Origin of the sequence: Cyanobacterium sp. uoEpiScrs1, assembly GCF_947331815.1 — a bacterium.
Classification (GTDB): Bacteria; Cyanobacteriota; Cyanobacteriia; order Cyanobacteriales; family Microcystaceae; genus Rippkaea.
Genome location: NZ_OX373462.1, coordinates 1,658,407 through 1,682,251, shown reverse-complemented (window position 1 = coordinate 1,682,251; position 23,845 = coordinate 1,658,407). Strand labels below are relative to the sequence as shown.

The 23,845-nt window shown below is 31.3% G+C and carries 17 protein-coding genes and 1 tRNA gene; 8 read left to right on the top strand and 10 right to left on the bottom strand.

The window, feature by feature from the left end; all coding sequences use genetic code 11:
* The first annotated feature begins 29 nt into the window (after positions 1-29).
* Positions 30-1,724: a hypothetical protein gene (locus tag OXU93_RS05865; RefSeq protein WP_267383217.1), complete on the top strand. Its 1,695-nt coding sequence runs from the start codon at positions 30-32 to the stop codon at positions 1,722-1,724.
* 807 nt (positions 1,725-2,531) lie between these two features.
* Positions 2,532-3,740 (top strand): class I SAM-dependent methyltransferase, encoded by a 1,209-nt coding sequence (locus OXU93_RS05860; RefSeq protein ID WP_267383215.1) that lies wholly within the window; start codon positions 2,532-2,534, stop codon positions 3,738-3,740.
* Between the two features lie 130 nt (positions 3,741-3,870).
* Here OXU93_RS05860 and OXU93_RS05855 read toward each other — a convergent pair.
* The 7 genes from OXU93_RS05855 to OXU93_RS05825 all read right to left on the bottom strand — a co-directional run bounded on the left by OXU93_RS05855 (position 3,871) and on the right by OXU93_RS05825 (position 11,496).
* Positions 3,871-3,952, bottom strand: a tRNA-Leu gene (locus tag OXU93_RS05855).
* An 802-nt stretch (positions 3,953-4,754) separates the two neighbouring features.
* Positions 4,755-5,177 carry a tetratricopeptide repeat protein gene (locus tag OXU93_RS05850; RefSeq protein WP_267383213.1) on the bottom strand — a complete coding sequence of 141 codons (423 nt, stop codon included), beginning with the start codon at positions 5,175-5,177 and terminating at the stop codon, positions 4,755-4,757.
* A gap of 124 nt (positions 5,178-5,301) precedes the next feature.
* Positions 5,302-5,658: a HesB/IscA family protein gene (locus OXU93_RS05845; RefSeq protein ID WP_267383211.1), complete on the bottom strand. Its 357-nt coding sequence runs from the start codon at positions 5,656-5,658 to the stop codon at positions 5,302-5,304.
* A gap of 979 nt (positions 5,659-6,637) precedes the next feature.
* Positions 6,638-6,979, bottom strand: a complete 342-nt coding sequence (locus tag OXU93_RS05840) for a histidine triad nucleotide-binding protein (protein ID WP_267383209.1) — start codon at positions 6,977-6,979, stop codon at positions 6,638-6,640.
* A gap of 1,752 nt (positions 6,980-8,731) precedes the next feature.
* A complete protein-coding gene (locus tag OXU93_RS05835; protein ID WP_267383208.1) occupies positions 8,732-9,904 on the bottom strand; it encodes a GNAT family N-acetyltransferase in 1,173 nt (390 codons plus the stop codon).
* Between the two features lie 54 nt (positions 9,905-9,958).
* Complete coding sequence (locus OXU93_RS05830) at positions 9,959-10,651, bottom strand: RibD family protein (protein WP_267383206.1); 693 nt, start codon at positions 10,649-10,651, stop codon at positions 9,959-9,961.
* 53 nt (positions 10,652-10,704) lie between these two features.
* Positions 10,705-11,496, bottom strand: a complete 792-nt coding sequence (locus OXU93_RS05825; RefSeq protein WP_267383204.1) for an HAD family hydrolase — start codon at positions 11,494-11,496, stop codon at positions 10,705-10,707.
* A 1,474-nt stretch (positions 11,497-12,970) separates the two neighbouring features.
* Here OXU93_RS05825 and glyS point away from each other — a divergent pair.
* The 3 genes from glyS (at position 12,971) to OXU93_RS05810 (ending at position 16,795) form a co-directional block, all read left to right on the top strand.
* On the top strand, positions 12,971-15,115 hold the full coding sequence (glyS, locus tag OXU93_RS05820; RefSeq protein WP_267384819.1) for a glycine--tRNA ligase subunit beta: 2,145 nt from the start codon (positions 12,971-12,973) through the stop codon (positions 15,113-15,115).
* 947 nt (positions 15,116-16,062) lie between these two features.
* Positions 16,063-16,479, top strand: coding sequence for a peptide-methionine (R)-S-oxide reductase MsrB (gene msrB / locus OXU93_RS05815; protein WP_267383203.1), 417 nt, complete (start codon positions 16,063-16,065; stop codon positions 16,477-16,479).
* Positions 16,480-16,579: 100 nt separating this feature from the next.
* A complete protein-coding gene (locus tag OXU93_RS05810; protein WP_267383202.1) occupies positions 16,580-16,795 on the top strand; it encodes a hypothetical protein in 216 nt (71 codons plus the stop codon).
* Between the two features lie 37 nt (positions 16,796-16,832).
* Here OXU93_RS05810 and asnS read toward each other — a convergent pair whose 3' ends face one another.
* The 3 genes from asnS to trpD all read right to left on the bottom strand — a co-directional run bounded on the left by asnS (position 16,833) and on the right by trpD (position 20,407).
* Positions 16,833-18,224 (bottom strand): asparagine--tRNA ligase, encoded by a 1,392-nt coding sequence (gene asnS, locus OXU93_RS05805; protein ID WP_267383201.1) that lies wholly within the window; start codon positions 18,222-18,224, stop codon positions 16,833-16,835.
* A gap of 136 nt (positions 18,225-18,360) precedes the next feature.
* Complete coding sequence (gene ispF, locus OXU93_RS05800; RefSeq protein WP_267383199.1) at positions 18,361-18,843, bottom strand: 2-C-methyl-D-erythritol 2,4-cyclodiphosphate synthase; 483 nt, start codon at positions 18,841-18,843, stop codon at positions 18,361-18,363.
* Between the two features lie 514 nt (positions 18,844-19,357).
* Positions 19,358-20,407, bottom strand: coding sequence for an anthranilate phosphoribosyltransferase (gene trpD / locus OXU93_RS05795; protein ID WP_267383198.1), 1,050 nt, complete (start codon positions 20,405-20,407; stop codon positions 19,358-19,360).
* A 544-nt stretch (positions 20,408-20,951) separates the two neighbouring features.
* Between trpD and OXU93_RS05790 the strand changes: the two genes are divergently transcribed.
* From OXU93_RS05790 to mutT, 3 genes are all read left to right on the top strand, one after another.
* Positions 20,952-21,908, top strand: coding sequence for an RNA polymerase sigma factor, RpoD/SigA family (locus OXU93_RS05790; RefSeq protein ID WP_267383197.1), 957 nt, complete (start codon positions 20,952-20,954; stop codon positions 21,906-21,908).
* A 167-nt stretch (positions 21,909-22,075) separates the two neighbouring features.
* Positions 22,076-22,414, top strand: a complete 339-nt coding sequence (locus tag OXU93_RS05785) for a DUF760 domain-containing protein (RefSeq protein WP_267383196.1) — start codon at positions 22,076-22,078, stop codon at positions 22,412-22,414.
* Positions 22,415-23,058: 644 nt separating this feature from the next.
* Positions 23,059-23,472 carry an 8-oxo-dGTP diphosphatase MutT gene (mutT, locus tag OXU93_RS05780; protein ID WP_267383195.1) on the top strand — a complete coding sequence of 138 codons (414 nt, stop codon included), beginning with the start codon at positions 23,059-23,061 and terminating at the stop codon, positions 23,470-23,472.
* The last annotated feature ends 373 nt before the right edge of the window (positions 23,473-23,845 follow it).

The following is a 23,845-nucleotide window of genomic DNA, read 5'->3' as shown; positions in this document are numbered from 1 at the left end:
CTCTTTTAAGAACAATACGATTCCTTTTGTTGACTGGAAGTTGGTATTATATCAGCTTATTTGTAGTCCAGAGCTTTCAATATATAAAAAAAATATTTTTTGTATCTTATTTTTCTACAATTTTTATAATAGATAAAAAATTATTTTCAAAAATTTATCCTTTTTTAGGAATTATTATTTTTTATATTACAATTTTGCTGTTCTTTTTATTTTTTGGTGATCGCGTCGGATGGGAGGGAGATGACATTGATCAGCTTGATGGGATTATAAATTTTTCTCACAAGGGTAAAGATTTAGTTTATCGTTATTATTGGCAACCTTTAACTTATCAATTCAATCTCTGGCTTAATTCTTGGCTAAATAATCCTAAACATCTTTTTTTAATTCCTCAAATAATTGGTGCAGCGAATATTTCTATTTTATTGATAGCTATCTATATTTTTGCCAAGAAAAATCTAAATTTAGTTTTATGTTTTTGCTTTTTAATTATTTTTCCAGAAATTTTATTTTGTAGTTTATATTATAATTCAACTGTTTTTGCCATGTTTCCTATGTCTATAACTATTTTGCTTTTATTTTGGACAGATAATCCTATTAAAACAAAAAAGATATGGAATAATTTTCGCTATTTTACAATTGGTATAACCTCAGTTTTTTCAATATTTTTTAGAATTGATTTTTTACTTTCTCTACCACTATTGTGGTATTTAATGTTATTTGACAAGTCTCTAGGACAGAAATTAGAACAAAGATTAAAAGTTTATTTTATTTATATTTTAACTAGTTTTAGTTTATTGCTAGTCTTCCTAGTTACTGATATTTTTAACTTAGATAAAATTATTTATATTGCTACTAGTCATCATGAAGGAGTTAATACTTGGACAATTCAAAAATCATTAGTTAACTTATTTAGTATTACTAATTTAGTAATCTGGATTATTTTAATAATAAGCTCAATTTGTTTTATACTAACAAAGGCAAAGAATAAAGACTATAGACTAATTTTACTTATTTTATGCATTTTGCCATTATTGTCTCCTTTACCAACTTTGACTAGTCCTAAATATTTGATGCCTGGAATTATTTTTTTGCCTTTTTTATGTGCTGTAATTACTTTAAAAATAAAATTTAGGCTGGATCAAAATAAATTTAGATCTTTAGTTTTTGGTTTTATAATTCTAAGTTTTTTTCTGCAAAGTGTCGCTATACAATGGGTTCCTAGAATTCCTTTTATAGAAATTACAGCTAATCCAAACTATATATATACTCATGATGGAACTAGAGTACCTGGAGGATACTTACAAGGATATAATGAAGTAAGAAAAGCACAGCTTAATAGTCATCATATACCTATTAAGCTGTCTCGTAAAATGGCACAGATTATCCAAGAAATAGACAAAAATGTTACTGTAATTTATTCAGATAAATCTGATAATTTTGCTAAAGAAGTATGGATTTGGACATTTACTACTTTTTATCTTGAGCTTGAAGGATATCAAGTTAAACATTATGATCGAAATAATAAAATAGTCTTATCATCTGCGGAAAAAACAGTAACTATGAAAAAAGTTAATGAAGAAGAATATGAAAAATACTTAGATATTAATCGTGAAAAAACTGCCATAATTAAGGTTCCTTACATAAGCAGTAAAGATCCTCAAGTATTAAAAAAATTTTTTGGTGATTTTTATAATTCTCTAGACAAAATTACATCAACATATTAGAGTATAATTTATAAATTATTTATACCCCTAGTAGATTATACACCGTTTTAACTATTATTATTCTGAATCAGAATACCTTAAAAACTACACTTTGTACTATATTCAGTTTTGTAGATATTAGATTGTTGAGTCATGTTATCAATTAAAGCCCAACTTCTATAATTAATTACTTTATATTTAAATTAATTTATCAGCACTAACACTACTCGTTTTTATTATTAATTAATACAATTTAAAAACTTAATAAACGAATTTTGAAAACTATTCTGAGTGGATATTTATAATTATTTGCAGTTAGCTAGATAATTATAAATATGGAATTTATGTATTTTTTAAAATTGGAATAAACATATTTTTTTATCATTGATCTTTAATGCTATTGTATTTACAACAAACGTTGTCCTTATGCTAAAGTATGATCTTGTTATTAAAATCTATGATATTATGTCTCCTTATGGTTATCCTGATAAGTTTAAAAACTAGTATTGGAACGAACAATATATGTTAGGAGTCTATTTATTAGCGACTGACAATCAAGTTAAAATCTTAGCTTAAGACCTATTGATACCCTTATCTCCCCTAACTAGAAACAATATTTTTCTCAATTATTCAAAACTAGAAAACAGATGAAAATATTTAGCTAGGAGGAAGCTCTTTACAGTTCTCTTGTATAGATAGATGATAGTCAGTAAAAATGAACAAAATAAATCTACAAAAATAATAAATTTGGTTATCGATTAAATTAATTATCAGTTCTTAAGATGAACTATCATAGTTTACTAAATTAACTTAGGAGAGAAAATCAACTTGAATACTATCTGTCGTGTCTGTGACTCTAGTAATTTAGAATTAGCGATTGACTTAGGAACTCAACCTTGGTGTAATCATTTTTTAAAATCTGAAGAAGTCGGAACAGAACCTTTCTACCCCTTACGAGTGCTTTACTGCCACGACTGTGGAACTGTTCAACTTGATTATACTGTTAAAAAAGAAATCATGTTTGGAAATCATACTTATTTATCTGGCGTAACAAAGTCTTTAAGTGAACATTTTAAACAAGTTGCTTATGAAATTGATGATCGTTTTTTCAAAAAAACCCCTAACAAATCTGTCTTAGATATTGGCTCTAATGATGGAACACAATTAAAACATTTTCAAACTCTTGGTTATGATGTTCTAGGAGTGGAATCATCAAAAACTACAGCTAAAATTGCTAATGATGTGGGTATTCCTACTCTCAATGATTTCTTTAACTTAACAGTAGTTAAACATATTGACCGTAAGTTTCACGTTATCAATGCAGCCGGTGTATTTTTTCATCTTGAGGAACTCCACTCAGTTACTGAAGGAATTAGAGAAGCATTACATAAAGATGGAGTATTTATAGTACAGTTTCTTTATATGAAACGTATTGTTGATAATCTAGCTTTTGATCAGATTTATCACGAACATTTACTTTACTATAATCTCAAAACCATTGAAATATTACTTAACCGTCATGGACTCTCCATGTTTGATGCCTATTTATCTCCTATTCACGGAGGTTCAATTATCGGATTTGTTACTCATAAAGGGACTAAAAAACCCAGTGATCGTCTTCTTAAAATGAGAAAAGCAGAAGTAGATGAAAAAAGTAATGAATTATCTACCTATTTAGATTTCGCTGAGCGTATCGAACAAATGAAAGTAGATAATTTAGTCTATCTTGAAAAAGCGAAAAAAGACGGTAAGCAAATTTGGGGGTTTGGTGCACCGGTTAAAGGGAATACTATGTTGAATTATTTTGGAATTGGAACCCAATATCTCGATTATTTGGTCGAAAAGAACGAGCTACGACGAGGACTCTACTCACCTGGAATGCACATTCCCATCCTTATAGAAAAGGAATTAAAAGAACTTCCTGATATTTACTACGTATTAGCCTGGAATTTCAAAAAAGAAATTTTAGCTAACAATCAACATCTTGTTGAGCAGGGAACGGAGTTTTATTTTCCCGTAAATCCTTCTGAAATTTAATCAAAAAGTATAGTTCAGTAGACCATAGTATGGAGAAAGGAAATTTTTAGTGCTTTTCTAGCTCTTTCTCTCAATTGATTTCGTAGCTATCTCTCTAAAAGTTAAAACTTACAACCCCTTAACTCTTGAGTGGGCAGAGGGGGACTCGAACCCCCATGACCGAAGCCGCCACATTTTGAGTGTGGTGCGTCTACCAATTTCGCCATCCGCCCTCAGCTTTGGTACGCGCTTTCGATTATACTTTGTTTTTCCAGTTTTTAGCAACTAATGAGATTGCCAAGAACTCGATCATTATACAAGTTCTTGGCAATCTCATTAGTTGCTCAGTTTGTACTGTTTTTGTTCTTCTTCCTAAGAAGGTATTATTAATATTTTCTTCGTCTTCTCCCTGTTGGATAAATTCATTCAAACTTAGTTGAGGAAAAATAGTTAAAAAAATACTAACTCATTTGATTAACATCGACATTATTATTTTACGGTTTTTGTTTACTAACAAAACGATACCAACAGAACTATTTAGAATTTTACTTTGTGAATAATCAAGCAATAGGCACTCCCTAAATAAGTCAAAATCTTGTCGCCAACACCCATAATATGGGACCATACCAAATAAACCTCATGGTCGCATTTGAAGCATTCTAATTTATTGGTCATCATCTCTTAAATTTATTTAGTAATCAAAATTTCCATCAAAAAAGTATTGATTATAATGAAAATCTGTTTTTTACATATAACAGATAGTTCTTTGGGATAAGAGAAGTTGAGATTGCTCAAAAACCAAGAGAGGAGAAGCTTCTATAGAATGTGGACCTTGGGAAGTTACCTGTCACTTACGCAAATACTTCAAGCGATGTTACTTACGTAAAAAATTATTGATCATAGCAAATTATGTACTACTATGTCGAGCCCAGAAAGTTGTTTGAGAGCAGTAGTAATTTGTATATCGAGGGGACTATAAAAATCGTCATTTTTTGGGGTAATGCAAAATTCTTTTAGAAATCCACGCCATTGTCATTATATAGGGAATAACCATTGTTTAACTCGCTGGAGATTCTTCCAGTCTGGTTTACGGGCTAAGCCATCTTCAATATTTTCTTTAATATCTTGACGAATTCCGTCATCAAGAGACATCATTCGTTCAGCTGCTTCAATATGGTCACGAACTCCCTTAGCTCCAATATCTAGCATGGCGAGAGCTAAGTTTATCCTTGCTTGGGGAGGCCTATCATTGATTTTAATACTTTTATTAGCAGCTTTGAGGGCACTTTCAGGTTTATCGATAAGAAGGTAAAGCCAGGCTAAACAGGTCCAAGCAGTGCTATTTTTTGGCGCGCGATCACAAATATCCTTAAAATGAGGGATTAGTGTTTCGGGAGATTCCCCTTGTTTATAACGTTTTAATCCCTGTTCGAAAACAGTTTCAAGAGAGTCAGTCATAAAAATTTATGGCAGATAAATTTATACATATCAGGAAACAACCGAGACAGACATTTTAGTCAATTAGCCTATCCCGATCCTTTCCTTGTCAAAAGTACAATACAACTTCTAAAAAGCGATGTTTTTAAACTGCAAACGAGGTGCCGCAACCACAGGTCTGACTAGCATTGGGGTTAGTAAATTGAAAACCACCACCGATCATAGCATCACTGTAGTCTAAAATAAGTCCGTATAAGTAGAGAATGCTTTTGCAATCGCAAACAATTTTAAATCCTTCGTAATCAAACACCTGATCGTGCTCAGTAATTTTACATTCGTCTTCAAAGTCCATTGTATAAGACATTCCGGAACATCCTCCTTGACGGACACCGACACGCAGACAGAGATCTGTCCCTTGTTGTTCGCGTAACATCAGAACATGCTTCAGGGCATTTTCTGTAAGTTGAATTCCTTTAAACTGAGTTTGAGTAACTTGTGTCATCAGTGATGGTGACTCCTAAAAGCTATAAACTATACAAGCTTTCCAGTCTCTATAATAGCGAGTTATTGTCCTGAGTTTGATACTAGTTTCGATAACTTTTAAATTAATTAACTAATTACCAGTTAAATTCATAATTAATTATACTAACAGCAAAACTCATCTCAAACAAACTCAGTATTTGAAATTTACCATTATTTATCTTGATTATCATTCATATGATACCATTGTAGCCACAATCTTTATAGGGTTTTCTTGACCACAAGCTAATAATTTTAAGCTTGAAAAAATTGTTTTTATAGAGTTATATTGTCATTACCCCATTTATATTTTTTTACATGATTGCTATTTTTATTTTAAACTATGGTTATAGCTAGTTCAGAATAAGTAACCTTAAAAGTGAAATAGACTAACTCCTACTCTACATTTATCAGTAGTTTTTTATGAAGCGATGAGTGCACGTGGATTTTATTAAAAATCAACCTTTTAAATTAAATCATATCTCAAATAAATTGTTGACAAATTTAGCATTCAACTTTAGTAAAATCATTTGTTTTTCTGACATATTTGGCTTAAAATATAGACATTGTGTTATTTATACTAACTTTGAAAAAATCTTAGACAATCTCATTAGTTAGATTGTGGGAGGTTTAACTTCAAAATTATTATTAATATTTTTTACATTAACATGTAAATACCTCTTTTTATTTTTTAATGAATTTACCTTTATTATTCAATTTCTAATTATCCCGAAAAGTTAGGCTAAAATCTTGAGTCTAATTGTAAAATTATTAGGGTTTGCTTGTATTTATGCTCCCTGAAGACTATTAGTAATATAATCAACTACATTGTGATTTTAGGAAATTACTTTTTGATAATAACCAATACAAATGACAGCAATTAGAAAATACAATTGTTATTATTTACGGCTAATGAGCAATTTAACGAATAATGCTAACTTTATTAATTAATAAAGTTAGCATTAACCTGGTGGCCAAGTCATCTTACGTTTTCCTAAAATATGCAAGTGTAGATGGTTTACTGTTTGTCCCCCATCATTACCATTATTAATAACAACCCGATAGCCATTATCTAATCCTACTTCTTGGGCTATTTTTTTAACTATTAGTAACAAATGCCCTAATAAAGTTATATCCTCTTCAGTTACTATCTCTAATTTAGTAATTGACTTTTTAGGAATAACTAGAATATGAACAGGTGCTTGAGGATTAATATCTTTAAATGCTAAGGACACATCATCTTCATAAACAATATCCACAGGAATTTCTTTACGAATAATTTTGGCAAAAACTGTTTCACTCATAACAAAACTAACTAAATTTACCTAGAATACTATTATTGTACTTGCTTAAATCATTTTAATTTTTAAATTTCATCATTATATATACTCAATTATGAATTTCTATATCCATCTCTTTCGGTAATTTTAATAACAAAAATATTTTCTAGTTTAATGTAGGTTATGCTTGTTTCTGGCTGATTCTGCAATTTTTTCTTTTTCCCTGACTACATGGTTTTTACTTGCTATTCTCGGTTCTCCTCCCAGCAATCCAAAAAAGGAAATAGTACGATTAAATAGCAGCTTTCATTAATTAAAACAATCTTAGATGATGAATTATACCATTACTCTTTTTCTCTAATTCTTACGATCCTTATTAGGGCGAATCTTAAGATAGTCTAACATAACAGGAATCGCTGTTCTAAAAGTTCTGAAGTGATTAGATACAAGTTTATAATTTTAAGCGTTAGTTTAATCAAAATTAAAATTAACTCTCTATCTTATACAGATTTTTTTATGACATTTATATTTCTCTTTACCAAAAGTAAAATTATTTATCCTTTCTCCAGAAGATGTAAATATTTGTAATTTATAATATAGATTATTAACAATCAATTAAGAAGTTAAAGCCAACTGTTTAAAACCATTACTAGCTAATTATCGTTTCTTATTAACGAAACTTTAATTAAAAAAAATACATAGTTTTTAATGATAATCAATAAGACTACATATAATTATTTCAAATAAAAAATCGGTAATTACAGTAGAGACTACTGTAATTACTTCTAGTTATTTTATATCTAGTAATTTATAAGTATTTACTTTTATAGTATTTCGAAATATATTGGATAGCTATACAGTAAAATTAGCGAGCATTTTTTAGTAAAAATTTATATAAAATATTTCCCATGTAAAAAAATAGCTACCGCAATTATAAAGATTCTATATTAGTTAATAAATGCTTTAAGTATTAATTTATTAACTATCTTCAACAAAGATAACTAATTCGTATTATAATAAATATATAAGAAGTTATAAATAAATAATTGACAGTAATAGTTTCTCAAATCTTAGTTCAATAGTTAATATAAAAATGTAGTTATTTCACTTTTTATATAGGGATATTATCAAATATAATGGAAGGATAGATAATAATCAAATTACTTTTAAGTTCTAAATGTGGAGTAAGGTCTATCTGTCTCTACTTTAAATTAATTCGTTCAAGTTTTCAAAGAATCTGATTCCCTTCTCTTCTTACTCGTGATGTTATCCAGTTGCACCAAGACCAATGTTCACTTCAACTGGTTACTGCACTAGCATTAATATCCATTAGCCGAGCCAGTAATTAGGTAATCTCCTATTAGAGATTTTCAATTTCGATAATTCGTTTTCATTGGTTAACTGTATTTCCTCAAGAATAGTAACAAATGATTTAATCATAAAAGTATATACTGTGAATCTATATATTTCGATCTAACATTAGATGCTTATTTAAGCATCTAATGTTAGATACATCTTACTCTTTCTAATCATAGCGATTTTTTGTATGATTGGATCTAAAGACTACGTATCAAAAATCTCTGACTTTTTTTATTTAAAAACTTCTTTACTTTATCAATTAAAATCCATGAAAAAGATATCTAACAAAAGAAAAAGATACAAATAAAAGTTAACTTTTACCATAAAGTAATAGTGGTACACAGATTGTAAACTTATGAGGTTTACCTCAACCAAAAGTACAGATTGAAGCACTAGCAATCTGATAAGACTCTCAATTTAGTGTTTACTGAAGGGTAAGTTTAGGTTAGTACTACAAATTTCTTCCTTTTCTATCTCGTTTACCTCCCCAATATAGTGTCTAAAAATCCCATTCATTTTTTGATTGTAAAAACGGTGTAAACTATTGTTAGGAGTCGCTATAAAACCTCTGCGTTGTTTATGTAACCCTCCTGCCCCGGGATCAAATGTAGAGATTCCCTGTTGAATTGCCCATTGAATAGGTTTGTAATAACAAGCTTCAAAATGAAGATAGTTATATTCCTCTAAACAACCCCAATAACGCCCATATAATTTTTCTCCCTTTCTAATACAAAAAGACATTCCCACAGGAGATTTATTATTATCTTTGGTATAAGCAGCTATCAAAACTATTCGATGCGAATAATGTGGATAGAGTTGTTCAAAAAACTTACTAGTTAAATACTGACTTCCCCAAGAAAATTTTCCACAAGTACTACTATAAAATTTATAAATTAAAGGAAAAAGATCATGGGGGATATTTTTTCCTACAAAGACTCTAACATTTAAACCTGCTTTAGTAATTGCCTTTCGTTCCCGCTTAATGTTACGGCGCTGATTAGCGTTAAAAACGGCTAGATAATCGTCAAAACTATTGAATTCTTTATTAGACCAAATATAATTATGATGAAGCCACGAACTAAACCCATTATTTTCCATCAAGTGCTGCCAGTCAGGATCAACAAACAAGAAATGACATCCTGATAGTCGATTGCGATTACAAAAATGGTCAATCGCAGTTATCATTAATTGGGTGATCTCTACTTCGTTTTCCTTAGGTGTAATTAAAAAACGATATCCCACTACTGGGGTAAAAGGAGTCATTCCTAATAATTTAGGATAATAAGAAATACCTAATCGATAGGACAAATCTGCCCATTTGTGATCAAAGACGAACTCTCCATAACTATGACTTTTAATGTAGAGAGGTGCCGCGCCAATAAGTTGTTCATCTTTCCATATTGTAAGATGATTAGGTTGCCATCCAGTACCGGCAATGACACTTCGGGATACTTCAATATTATTAAGCCATTCCCATTCTAAAAATGGTGTTTTTAAAGTTTTGGCAAGTTCATCCCAGACATGTTTAGGAATTTCAGCGATTTGTTTGCTCCAAACGATAGAGTATGGGGATGTAGTTTCTTTAACCATGAATAATATTGTAAATAAGAGGAGAGTTATCTTGTATATAGCAATAAATATCTTTTAAGGATGTAGCCGATAATGGAGAAAAATCTCTTGTTTAATGTACTTAACTGTTAATAATTGTAAGGGTTTAGCTTGATGAGATAGAAAACCTATTCCCTCAACTGGTGTAGGGGATGTCGTCCCACCAAGCAGAAAGGGACAAATAGTGAGCCATAAATTATCAATTAAATTGGCTTCTAAAAGGGAAGCAATTAGATCCCCTCCCCCTAAAATAGCTAGCTTACTTAATTTTAGTTCATATAATTGTTCAAATATATTATGCCAATTTATTTGTCTTCCCTGATTCACATTAGAAATAACTAATTTTTCAAATCCCTGATGACATTTTGTATTCCAAGTATTAGCTCCATCTATTGTCGTTATTAGCCAACGAGGAATTAATTGAGAAAAAAAGCGCATATTAGGATCTATATTTCCAGAACCAGAAACTACAATCTGTACAGGTTGTAGCGGTTTATCTTTTTGTTTTCTGGTCTCTAATAAGAGAGGGTTTGTAATTGATAAAGTTGTTCCATACGCTCTTAATGTTTTTGCCCCGAAGAGAACTCCATCCATTAGAGAGATTTGCTCCTCTAAATGAGCTTTATCCATTTGAGAGCCAAATCGTGAAGGACTACGTCGGAAATCTGCAATCTTGCCATCAGCTGTCATGGACAAAATAACTGTTGTCTGTGGTCGTTTTTGTGACATTTTTATTTTTATAAAGTTACAAAAAGATACAACAAGTGGTTAAATAATTTAAATTAACTTAGCCAAGATGAATAGTTGTCGTTGAATTGTCCTAAAGAGAGTAAATTAATACCATAGCTATTTTGGGCTAAATTATGATTTTCAGGTGTATTAAATCCCCAGTTAGCTAAAAACAGCTTGACTTCTTTTAAATCAGGTTGTTGTTGAACTTGATATAATGTTTTCAGTAGATCCTCTACAAACCACAATTGATTGGGAATTTGGTTATGATATTGAATCAATTGTCTTAAAGTTTCATATTTAGGTTGTTTTATTTCTTTCCCCAAAATACTGTTTTTAGGTAATTCTACTCCTTGTTTTTCTAATAACTGTTGAACAAACCGTCCTTCCTTTGTGGTGATAATATACAAGAGAGTAGAAGATTTAATTATTTTACTAATTGTTTTTATTACTCCAGGATAGAATCGATGCAATTTTAACCAGCCTTCTAAATCAGAATAAATATAATCATCTCTCACCTCATCAAGTTTAATTATAATGTTTTGTTTATTTAAGTTATCTAGTTCAAGAATTCTTTTACAAAGATTAGACCAATCATATTGTATCTTATCTTCCTCTAAACCTAGAACTAATGCTCTTAATAGAATAGGCATTTCCCATCCAGTTTTAATTACAGGACGCAATCGATAAAAACTATCAGCAAAATTATCAAGAAAATCTGAAGCGTGCTCAGTCCAAACCTGGATATAGGTAGATTTAGCAGTCTGGAAATATTCCAATAACCCATTACAAATAACACCATCAAAATCCAGAGCTAAAATTTGGGGAGCAGTAGAAATAACCATTAGCGTTTATCAACTTTTGTAGTTACTATTCTCTTTTTATCATGACATACTTTATTCAAGTCAATAAAAAACATGTAGTATATTATTACTACAACACAATTTTTGTTGTAAAAATCAGATAAATAAAAATAGCTTTATGAACCTAAAACATATTAATTAACTTACTAGTTCTGAGAGCAATTTATATTTTTACAATCATTAAATACAGCCACTAAAATAGAAGGAGCTAGCAACATTAATTGCATTAATAATTAAATTATTTTCAATAAATATTTATATTTGTAAAAGTAAATATTATTCTCAATTGAGAATAGATTGTATCTATGATATATAAAATTTATCCTATATACGTAGATCTAAGTTTATGTTAACATAATTTCATTAATACTTTTTTTAAAGCTTAAGTACTTATATTGTTTGTTTTGGACTATTTTAATTGACTTAAAATAATTTTAATTTTCTAAAAAGAAATAAATACTATTATTTTAGACTTTAACTTCAACTAGTTAATTCAATTTATCAAAAATTATAAATAATCCTAAAAAATAATAACAAAAAAACTAATAGACTAAAATAGTTGACAATCTATAAAAATAAAATTTATACAGTTTAGACAAAAATAAATTACAAAAGTAACAACAGAAAAAAAGACCAACTTACCTATCAGAGAACTTGTTCTTTTTTACTAAAATTCAATATATAAATATCTAAAATTATGATAATGTACCGCAAATAGGTAGTCTTCTGATGTAGAATAGTATTAAAATACTCTACATCATCATATTATATATTTAAATCAATAAACTTACAGAAGAAATTATTGAGACTGATTGTAAGCATAGATCATTAATTAATTTTGTTGATTGTTGAACTAAAAACGTTTTAACTAAATATTAATATCTCTATTTGATATTTAATTAACAAATAGAGATATTAATATAATTCTATTCTCTAAGGAGAGTTATCTAATTTATTTATAAAAATAATCACCCTATAAGTTATATATAATAACTTATAGGGTTTAAATGTTAAGTATTCATTACTACATTAACTTTTTTTAAAAAAAGTTATACTTCAGTACAATTTGATAGTTTTTCGATAAAAACTAATGATTTATATTTATTTAAGAATGTCTACTTGTTTTCAACATACTAAAAAGTATTAGTTTACATTTATTTTAATATCTAGATTTACTCTCTACAGAGTAAAATAACCATTGTTATCAATTAATTCATCATCAAAATTGAAACTAACCAAGTAGTTAAGTAAAACCAAACAAATTATGAACATTAAAAGCAATAATTAATACTGACAAGTACTACTAAATGGTGTAACTTTTACAGTAGTACTTATCAGTATTAGCCAAGTTAAATGAAGTAGTATTGCTGAAATCTTTATGAAATCAGCTTTTTTATCTTTTATCTTCGCATGGCATAATAATCCATTAGTCTTGATTCTACCATCGTCAGTGAATATGTTCTTTTTATTAGAAGTCGGAACAGAAGAATTACCTGCAGATTTTATTGATAGTGCAATAGTACAATGGGAACAATACATCCCCCGTAGTCTAGAAAAAGAATTCCTCACTTCTGAGTCTATCACTGTGTATGGGACACCCCGTCGCCTAGCAGTCTTAATTGCCGGACTTCCCGATCAACAAGATGATCGCACCATAACAATTAAGGGACCATCAGTAAAAGCAGCATTTCAAAATGGAACTCCAACTAAATCAGCAGAAGGATTCTCGCGTAAACACAAGGTAAATATTGTTGATCTAGAAATTCGCTCTACAGAGAAGGGAAAATTTGTATTTATTGAGAAAAAACTCAAAGGACAACCAACATCAATAATTTTACAGAAGTTAATCCCCATCTGGATTACAAAATTGGAAGGAAGAAGGTTTATGCGGTGGGGGAATGGAGACTTACGTTTTCCCCGTCCTATTCGTTGGTTAGTGAGCCTGTGTGATAGTCAAGTACTTCATTGGCAATTAATCAATGCAGAAACTAGTTTGACAAGTGATCGTATTTCCTACGGTCATCGTATCCTTCATCCTGATCCTGTTAGTATCCCCCACGCGTCCCAGTATAGAGAAATCTTACACACTGTATTCGTTGAAGTGGATCAGGTTAACCGTCGTAAAATTATTGAAAAAGAGGTGGGTACAATAGCCAAAAACTTCAAAGGATCCTCGGATATTCCCTCTAATTTGTTAATGGAAGTAACAAACCTAGTAGAATATCCTACTGCAATTGCCGGAAAATTTGATAAAGAATTCCTTGAACTTCCCATCGAAGTCATTACTACAGTAATGACGACTCATCAGCGTTATTTTACGGTTAAAAATTCTCAAGGATCATTACTACCCAACTTTATTACCATTTCCAATGGTGATCGTACAAAGTCTGAGATTATTGCCAGGGGAAATGCACGAGTGATCCGGGCTCGTTTAGCAGATGCTCAATTTTTTTACAATGTAGATTGTAGCCAACCATTCGCGAGTTTCCTTCCTCAACTCAAAACTGTCACTTTTCAAGAAGAATTGGGGACTATGAGAGATAAAGTTGATCGTATTGTGACAATATCTCAACGAATTACCCAACAACTGGAGTTAACCGAACAAAAATGTAAGGAAATTGAAACTACAGCTATGCTATGTAAAGCAGATCTTGTCAGCCAGATGGTTTACGAATTTCCTGAACTACAAGGGGTTATGGGACAAAAATATGCTCTGGTTAGTGGGGAATCGAAAACAGTGGCCCAAGGAATTTTTGAGCATTATTTGCCTCGTGGAGCAGATGACATCATGCCACAGTCCCTGACGGGTCAAGTGGTAGGAATTGCTGATCGCCTAGACACCTTGGTAAGTATTTTTGGATTGGGTCTGATACCTACTGGTTCATCCGATCCTTTTGCTTTAAGAAGAGCAGCTAATGGAATTATTAGTATTATTTGGAAAGCGCAATTAGACATTGATTTAGCAAAAATATTAGAACAAGAAAGTCAAAATTTTGTAGCAATTCATAATCAAAAAGAATCTCCCATAGTAAGATTAAAATGTTTCTTTATTCAACGCCTTCAAACTATACTGCAAGATGAATTAAAGATTGATTATGATTTAGTTAATGCAACCTTAGGAGAAGATGATCCTATATTTCATGAACGCGCCTTACATAATTTATTAGATGTTTATGATCGCGCACTATTTTTACAAAAAATACGTAATAGTGGTCAGTTAAATGCTATCTACAAAACGGTTAATCGTTCAACTAATCTTGCATCTAAGGGAAACTTAGGATTTCTTGAACTTGATCCGAGGAAAGTCGTTGTTCCTAAACTATTTAAGCATAATTCAGAGAAATTATTCTATCAAGAATTAGTAGATTTACTTCCTAAAACTTTGTCGGCAAAATCTAAACGTAACTATCAATTGTTGGTGGAAGGTTTAGTTAAAATAACTCCGACAGTAAGTAACTTTTTTGATGGAAACGATAGTGTTTTAGTTATGGATAAAGATCTTAAAATCAGACAAAATCGTTTGAATTTATTAGGAGTACTCAGAAACCACGGGCGAGTTTTATCAGACTTTGGAGCTATTGTTAGGGAAGGAGTTAATTGATTTTACTTCTAATATTTATATGACATATGGACAGTTTAGAATAAGATTGTAAATAACTTTCTTTACGAGAATAATTATTGTTATATGATAAGTTTTATTAAGCCTATCATATAACAATAATTATTATTTTTCATAAGTACTTGAAAAGACTACTGATCAACAAAAAATACTAATTATAATCAGGGCTTGTGAATAGTAGAACTTATAAAATATCTATAAAAATTTTTGAATTTATCATTTACTATTTAAAAATAGTATTGTCTATTTATATGTTTTTTATACTATATTTATAGTATAAATATAGTATCTTTTACTTAAGAAAATCTACTTAGCTTCTAACAGGAAGGATAAAATATTAACAATAGTTTTCAATTATGTTACTAACAGTATTCTGCTATTTGTCAGCAGAATACTGTTAGTAACATAATTGGTGTCGTACTAATTAATGATTATCCTAATAAATTCTAATTATTAATAGAATATGTTGAGGAATCATATTCTATTTAAAAATATTTAAGCTTTACAATTTTTATAACAAAATTATTAAAGAGGGGAGTAGTAAGCTAAAATGAGTTGATATTTTACATAAGCTTGTAAGTAGTTTAAATAAGATACCGATTATACTATGAGGTAAGAAAATTCTTCTAATCGCAAATTTAGTAAAATGACGTTACATTAAATATTAATGTTATAACTTTGGATAGAAGAGTCTCCATGCTGGAGTCGTATCAATTTGAATTGTCTCAATATTATGAAAAGGGAACGATTGATTCTTGACTACAAGAAATTAGATTGCCGTAAAATGGAAGTAACTCTAGTAACTTTAAAAATCAGACAATTTTAACTGTTTAGATTGTCAGCACAGTGATAAGTTTCTGTCTTAAACAGAATAACACCACATAGATCATAATTAATTAACTACACTGAATTATTGAACTTATAAACTAATGGAAATTTCACAAGATAATTTTAAAATTGTTAAAACTGAGCGAGAATGGCAGAGAATATTAAAGCCAGAACAATTTGATGTTTTACGCAAACATAAAACTGAAATAGCTGGAACTAGCCCCCTCAATAAACAATATGGGGTGGGGATTTATGTCTGTGGGGGTTGTGGAAATCCTTTATTTACCTCAGATACTAAATACGACAGTGGTACAGGTTGGCCTAGTTTTTTTGATTCTATTACAGGGGCGATCTCCACTTTTGCTGATCGGTCTTTATTCATGACTCGTACGGAAGTCCATTGTCGTCACTGTGGCGGTCATTTAGGCCATGTGTTTAATGACGGGCCGCCCCCAACCGGACAACGTTACTGTATCAATGGAGTATCGTTAAAATTTTTTCCTAAAGAAAATAGTTAAATTCTACTTTACATTCGAATAATTATTTATTCGAATGTAAAGTAAGCATAGCTAATCTCACTGATACTTAGTTACTTTAATATTTTAAAATCTAAAAGTAATGCCAATTAATTTAATTGTCCTAATAGCCTCCTTGTTGATTACTTGGTTAGTTTTCAACTGGACAACTAAAGTCATAAAAGCCAGTGTTACAACTGCCTTTATGATTGTCGCTATTGTTATGGCTTTACAAATTACTTTAGGAATTTCTCCTCAACAATTATGGGATCAAATTCTTAGTTTTCCAAAAATAATTCAGGAACTTCTTGGTAGGTAAATAGCTAATGGTAAATCGTTATATTATCTATTGATAATTAAAATTCGGCACTTAAAGGGGTTCTAGGGAAGGGAATAACATCCCGAATATTTCCCATTCCTGTTATAAATTGTACTAGTCTTTCCAATCCCAATCCAAATCCGGAATGGGGAACTGTCCCATAACGGTGCAGATCTAAATACCACCAAATTTCTTCCTCTAGAAGACCTAACTCACAGGTTCTTTTTTGCAACATATGTAATCTTTCTTCTCGTTGGGCCCCCCCAATAATTTCACCAATTTTTGGAACTAAAACATCCATTGCTGCCACAGTTCTACCATCATTATTCAACCGCATATAAAATGCCTTAATTTTCTTAGGATAATCAGTTACTATCAATGGCTTAGCAACCAATTTCTCAGCTAAATATCGTTCATGTTCTGATTGTAAATTCATTCCCCATTCAATGGAATATTTAAATTGTTGTTTTGCCTTTTCCAAGAATTTAATCGCTTCAGTATAAGTGATCCGTTCGAAATCATTATCTATGATATTATCAGCCGTTTCTAAAACTGTTTTATCAATACGTTTGTTAAAAAACTCTATATCTTCTGGACAAGTCTCTAAGACAGATTTAAAAACATATTTGAGCAATGCTTCAGCTAGGTCTTGATTACCCTCAAGATCACAAAAAGCTATTTCAGGCTCTACCATCCAAAATTCAGCTAAATGACGAGAAGTATTAGAATTTTCTGCTCGAAATGTTGGTCCAAAAGTATACACATTCTTAAATGCCATGGCCATCACTTCTGCTTCTAACTGTCCACTAACAGTTAGATATGCTCGCTTTCCAAAAAAATCTTGACTGTAATCAACAATTTTATCTTCATTTTTGGGAACTTTATTTAAGTCCAAATTAGTAACAGTAAATAATTCCCCCGCTCCTTCACAATCATTGGAGGTAATAATAGGAGTATGAACCCATATGAAGTCTCTCTCTTGGAAAAAACGGTGAATTGCAATTGAACAGGCGTTACGAACTCGTATAATAGCGCTTATAGTATTAGTGCGTGCTCGCAGATGTCCAATAGTACGTAAAAATTCAAAAGAATGACGTTTTTTCTGAAGGGGATAGGTTTCAGGATCGGACTCTCCACAAACCAGTATGGACGACGCTTTAACCTCGATACGTTGCCCTTTTCCTGGAGACGGAACTAAGAGCCCTATTACTTCTACAGAAGCACCAGTATTCAAGCATCTAAGAATATTTTCATAATTAGCTAGGGTAGTATCAAGAATCACTTGAATACTAACCATGGAGGAACCATCATTGACTTCTACAAAGGCAAATTCTTTCAATTCTCGTTTGGTTCGTACCCAACCTTGAACCTTAACCGTATCATTGGGCTGACCGTTCTTTAAAATATCTCTAATGCGTTTGGTGGGCATATTGACGTCTTAGGGTCTTTTCAGGCTCAAATCTCCTTAAGTCTAACATTATATTACACTTTGAAAAAGTTAATCTCCCCGCTAGACAAGACAAAACACTTGATAGGCATACTACGGGTAAAATTAAACATTTATATTAATCCTCTTCTACTAATAAAGCAACTGTATAAACTAAAATACCTTCTTCTCGCCCAGTCGGTCCTAATTTTTCATTTGTTGTTGCTTTAATCCCAATTTTATCAAATTGAACATTTAAAGTTTCAGCTAATTTTTCTCTCATATCTAAGAGATAAGGTTGCATTTTTGGACGTTCAGCAACGATAACTGAATCAATATTACCAATTTGCCAGCCTCGTGATTGCACCAATTTATTAACTTGTTTAAGTAATATAATACTATTTGCTCCTTTCCATCGAGGGTCAGAAGGAGGAAAGTAATGACCAATATCTCCTAGACTTAACGCTCCCAACATAGCGTCCATTATAGAATGAGTCAATGCATCAGCATCACTGTGACCCAATAAGCCGACAGTATGGGGAATCTCAACTCCCCCTAAAATAAAGGGACGATTTTTAACTAAACGGTGGATATCATATCCATTACCAATACGAATATTCATCTTAATGGCCTTTTTGTAGATATTGATACTCAAGTCTAAACTAACTATCAGAGAAAAGTAAAATTTAGTCTAGTGGTGTTAGTTATAATTAAGTTTTTTGTTTATACAGAAATTTATTTTAGATTTATATAAACTTTTAACTATTGCAATTACTTAACTTTTATATTGTAATTTATTTACATTATAAAGTGTACGTTAATTAAACAAGCATTGAATTTTAAATAAAACATCTTATATGTTTATAAGTTTATTTTTTGAAAAATTATTTTTATAAAGTTAACATCTCTCAGGTAAGTACTGATTACTTAATACTACTACTCCATATATATAAAAATACTATATAGCTAATATGTATCTATAATAGCTAATACTCTCCTTTAAACATATTTATTATTGTTAGCATTGACGTATATATAATTTATTTCAACAAACATTAAAAACATAAAACATATTTTAATTATTTAAAATGTGTTTTTACTATTATTACTAATATAGTCTTCTATAACTAAGACAATTAAAATTGTCCCAAAAATTTAGCTAAAGCCTCTAATTTTTCCCAAGCAGCTCCACTTTTTAAAATATCTTTTGCCTTTGCAATTCCTTGAGTATGCGATTCCCAAGGAGTAATTTCACCCACTTGTAAAGCTAAAGAAGCATTCAACGCTACCACTTCTTCTTGAGCAATAGTCCCTTTACCTTGTAAGATATCTTTGATAATAGTAGCGTTTTTTTCTATATTTCCTCCTTTTAATGCTGATAAAGGAGCAGAATTCAACCCTAACTTTGAGGGAATTATATAACTATCTTTAAAGGTTTTCTTGTTTAATAAAACTAAATCAGTAGGATCTTGTAATCCTGCTTCATCGAGTTTGTCTCGTCCGTGTACAATGATTGCTTTAGATGTTCCTAGTTGATTTAATGCCTCTGCCATTGGTCTAATAAATTCAGAGGAATAGACCCCAATAATCTGCCCTGTGGGACGTAATGGATTAACTAATGGACCTAATAAATTAAAAATAGTACGAACTTTCAGGGCTTTACGGAAAGACGCGACATGTTTCATTGCAGGATGCCATCCTGGAGCAAATAAAAATGTAATTCCTACCTCACTCAAAGCCTCTTCCACTTTCTCTAAAGGAGTGGAAAGTTTAATTCCCAAATACTCTAAAACATCAGCAGAACCTACCTTGCTCGATGCTGAACGGTTACCGTGTTTAGCTACTTTTACTCCAGCTGTTGCGGCTACAAATGCTACTGCAGTGGAAATATTAAAAGTGGAAGCTCCGTCACCTCCAGTTCCACAAGTATCAATCACTGGCTCACCGTGATTGATACTTGTTCGGTATAACGATTGGGACTGTAACACTTGCGCCATTCCTGCCAACTCGCTTCCAGAAACTCCTTTAGATTGAATTGCTGCCAAAATTGCTCCGGAAACTATAGGAGGGATAGTTTCTGATATCCATCCTTGCATCAGTTTGGAAGCCTGAGGTTTAGATAAAGACTTTTTATCTAGAAGTTGTTGCAGAAGTTCAATCCAGAGGTTAGAAAAATCTTGAGTCACTTTTTTTGTTTTAATAGGAGTCTAGACTACCATAATATATTTCACTTTTCTCTATTTACTCTGTCGTTACAGCCATTAAAAAGAGGAGAAGGCAAAATATCCAGAATACTGACATTGGACCATAGTCCAATATCAGTATTTTTAGTCATGAATGCTCCTACTTTAATAGTTCTTAACATTTTGTTTCATAGGTTGCATTTGTTTTTTGCTAATTTAGGTAATCTATCCCAATAATTATATTTTCTTATAAAGAGGCCAGATCGACTAAACACGCCATGAGCTTTACAAAAGTCAATAAAGCGATGTAACCTTATCGAGGAACAAAAAGTGTAAGTATTGATTCTCAACCCATAACCGCCTAACCTGTCAAGACATCACCCCAAATGGTAGTCAGTTCTAACTCTAAAAGCAATGGCGAAGGCCATGAATAAAACAGAAGCCCAATAATCTACTTCAATAAGATTTCCTCAGTTACTCGTATAAAATCAGCAAATATTTTGTATGACCTTTCAATTACCCTGAAACTGCTACTGGACTACATATCATGAAAATTTCTACAACTTCTCCAGATCCTGTTCGTGCTTACCTAAGAGAAATTGGTCGTGTTCCTTTACTGACTCATGAGGAAGAAATCCTTTATGCCAAACGGGTACAGCGATTGGTTAACCTCGAAAGTATTCAGGAATCTTTAATTGAAGAACTAGGACAAGAACCCACTATTGCTCAATGGGCAAAAGCTGCTAGAATTACTCAGAAAGAACTTCGCTCAGTTATTGCTGCTGGAGAGGCGGCTAAGCGCAAAATGGTTGAAGCTAATCTTCGCCTGGTCGTATCAGTAGCGAAAAAATATCTTAAGCGCAATTTGGATCTCTTAGACCTGATTCAGGAAGGAACTATTGGAATGCAACGTGGGGTAGAAAAATTTGACCCCACTAAAGGGTATCGTTTTTCAACCTATGCTTATTGGTGGATTCGTCAAGCTATTACCCGTGCAATCGCTGAAAAGAGCCGTACCATTCGTTTACCAATTCATATTACTGAAAAACTCAATAAAATTAAGAAAGCACAACGGCAACTTGCTCAGGAAAAAGGCCGTGCTGCAACTGTTCAAGAGCTAGCTGAAGAATTAGAGTTAACTCCCAAACAAGTTCGGGAATACCTGGAACGGGCTCGTCAACCTCTCTCTTTAGATTTGCGAGTAGGAGATAACCAAGACACAGAATTAGGAGATTTATTAGAGGATACTGGACCGTCTCCTGAAGACTATGCCACCTATTCCTCTTTGCAATTGGATCTCGACAAACTAATGGAAGATCTCACCCCTCAACAAAAGGAAGTATTAGCTTTAAGGTTTGGACTTGCTGATGGCAAGCCTCTAACCTTAGCTAAGATTGGTACTATTCTTAATATTAGTCGTGAACGAGTTAGACAGATTGAACGAGAAGCACTAGCAAAACTCCGAAAACTTAAGGCTAATATTAGGGAATACCTAGCTAGCTAAGTGAATTCTAAGGTTAAGAGGTTGGAGAATACGTAACAGTAGTTCGGTTTTACTGACCTCGACATAATGATTAAACTTGTTACAGTGAAATACGAAGGTTATTGATCTCATACTTTAGATTATGATTAATAGCCCTAGTTTTAGATATAGTTTATAGGAGATAAGTAGTGACTAATAACTTTAAATATTCTCAACGTTTCTTTAACGACGAAAGTGAAAATGGGGAAAGCTTATGGAAATATATTCAATCTCTAAGCCCAGAAATTATTGCTCAATTGTCAAAACCGAACTCTTCTGAAGTGTTCCAATTTATGGAACATAATATCATGGGTCTGTTAGGGAATTTGCCATCTGAGCACTTTGATATTACAGTGAATACCAGTCGGGAAGATTTGGGCCGCTTATTAGCTTCTGCAATGATGAGTGGTTATTTTCTACGGAATGTAGAACAACGGATGGGTTTTGAAGAATCTTTGAGATCTATAAGTGAAACAACGAAACTATAAGAACTTGTATATGACAAAGTTGCTTGAGTGTCCCTTAGTTATTCCTCCGCAATAGATTTTGAGAAGACTCTTATGAAAACAATTTAATTGATTAAATCTTTGTTATTCTTACTAAAAGAATTTATTGTTAATGAGTACAGGTTAACTCTCTTTTGATCTAGGGTAGCCTTTATTGTTTTGGTGTCAATATGAGTGTCAAGACTTGCATTGACAAAATCTTTGGCAGTTCTATCTTGTCTGGTTTTTAAAGACTACAATTTTACAGACCAGAGAGAATGCAAGTATTCTTTCCTACTATGAACGATAAATTACAAGCATCAGCAAACTGTATTAAATAGTTGTAATTACAAGAATATTTTAGAGTTTTTAATAAAATTTTAAGATAGTATTGAATTACTAAAAACTAAACAAGTTGCTGGAGTCAGTCTAAGTTTAGTCTTCTGGTTGACCTATTTCTATGCTTAATAAAAACTTCCAGCAAGTATAGAAATAGTAACTACTTTATGGGATTTTTGTGTAAAAGTGACACGTTTTTTGTTGCGACTATTCAAGTAATGTACTAGACAACTGACAAAAAATATTCACCATGTTCCTGACGATTATATTGCCGAGCTTGTGATCAAAGAATTAAAAATTAACTCCCCATGTTTGAGAAATCTAGTCCTTTGCCTCACGAAACAATAGGCGTTGCGGTCATCTATGATGAATCTGGGCACATTTTAATTGATCGTCGCCCAAAAAAAAATATACACGGCAGTTTATGGGAATTTCCAGGAGGAAAATTTGAACCCAATGAAACTGTTGAAGATTGTATCAGACGAGAAATTTTAGAAGAAATCGACATTGAAATAGAAGTCGGCGAACATCTTATTACTTTGGATTATACTTATGCTCATTATAAAGTTACTTTAATTGTTCACCACTGTCGTCATTTAAGAGGGAAACCTAAACCTATTGGGTGTGAAGAAATTCGTTGGGTAACTTTAGATACAATTAATAATTTTCCTTTTCTCAAAGCTAATGATAAAATTATTAAAGTGTTGCAAAACAAACAGTGAACAAAAAACTGATGACGACAAATACTACGTTCAATTCTAGTACTTTGATAAAAAAAATATAATTTTTAACCATAAATTTAATTTTAAACTTATGATCTGATATAGCACATAAGGTTTACTGTTAATCAATAATTAACAGTAAACCTTATGTGCTACGTATTTGAATAAATCATATTGATAGTATCTAATCGTACCAAAATAACCGCAAGTAAAATTAACTAATTATTCAAAAATGGCTTTTATGGACTATACATGTCAGTTTTTACAAGCAATTTGTTTATTAAGATAGGATACTTAGATTCAAAGTTTATTACTTGTAATAGTTTTGAGTAAATGATAGTCAAATCGATAATAAGCAATATTGGTATTATTT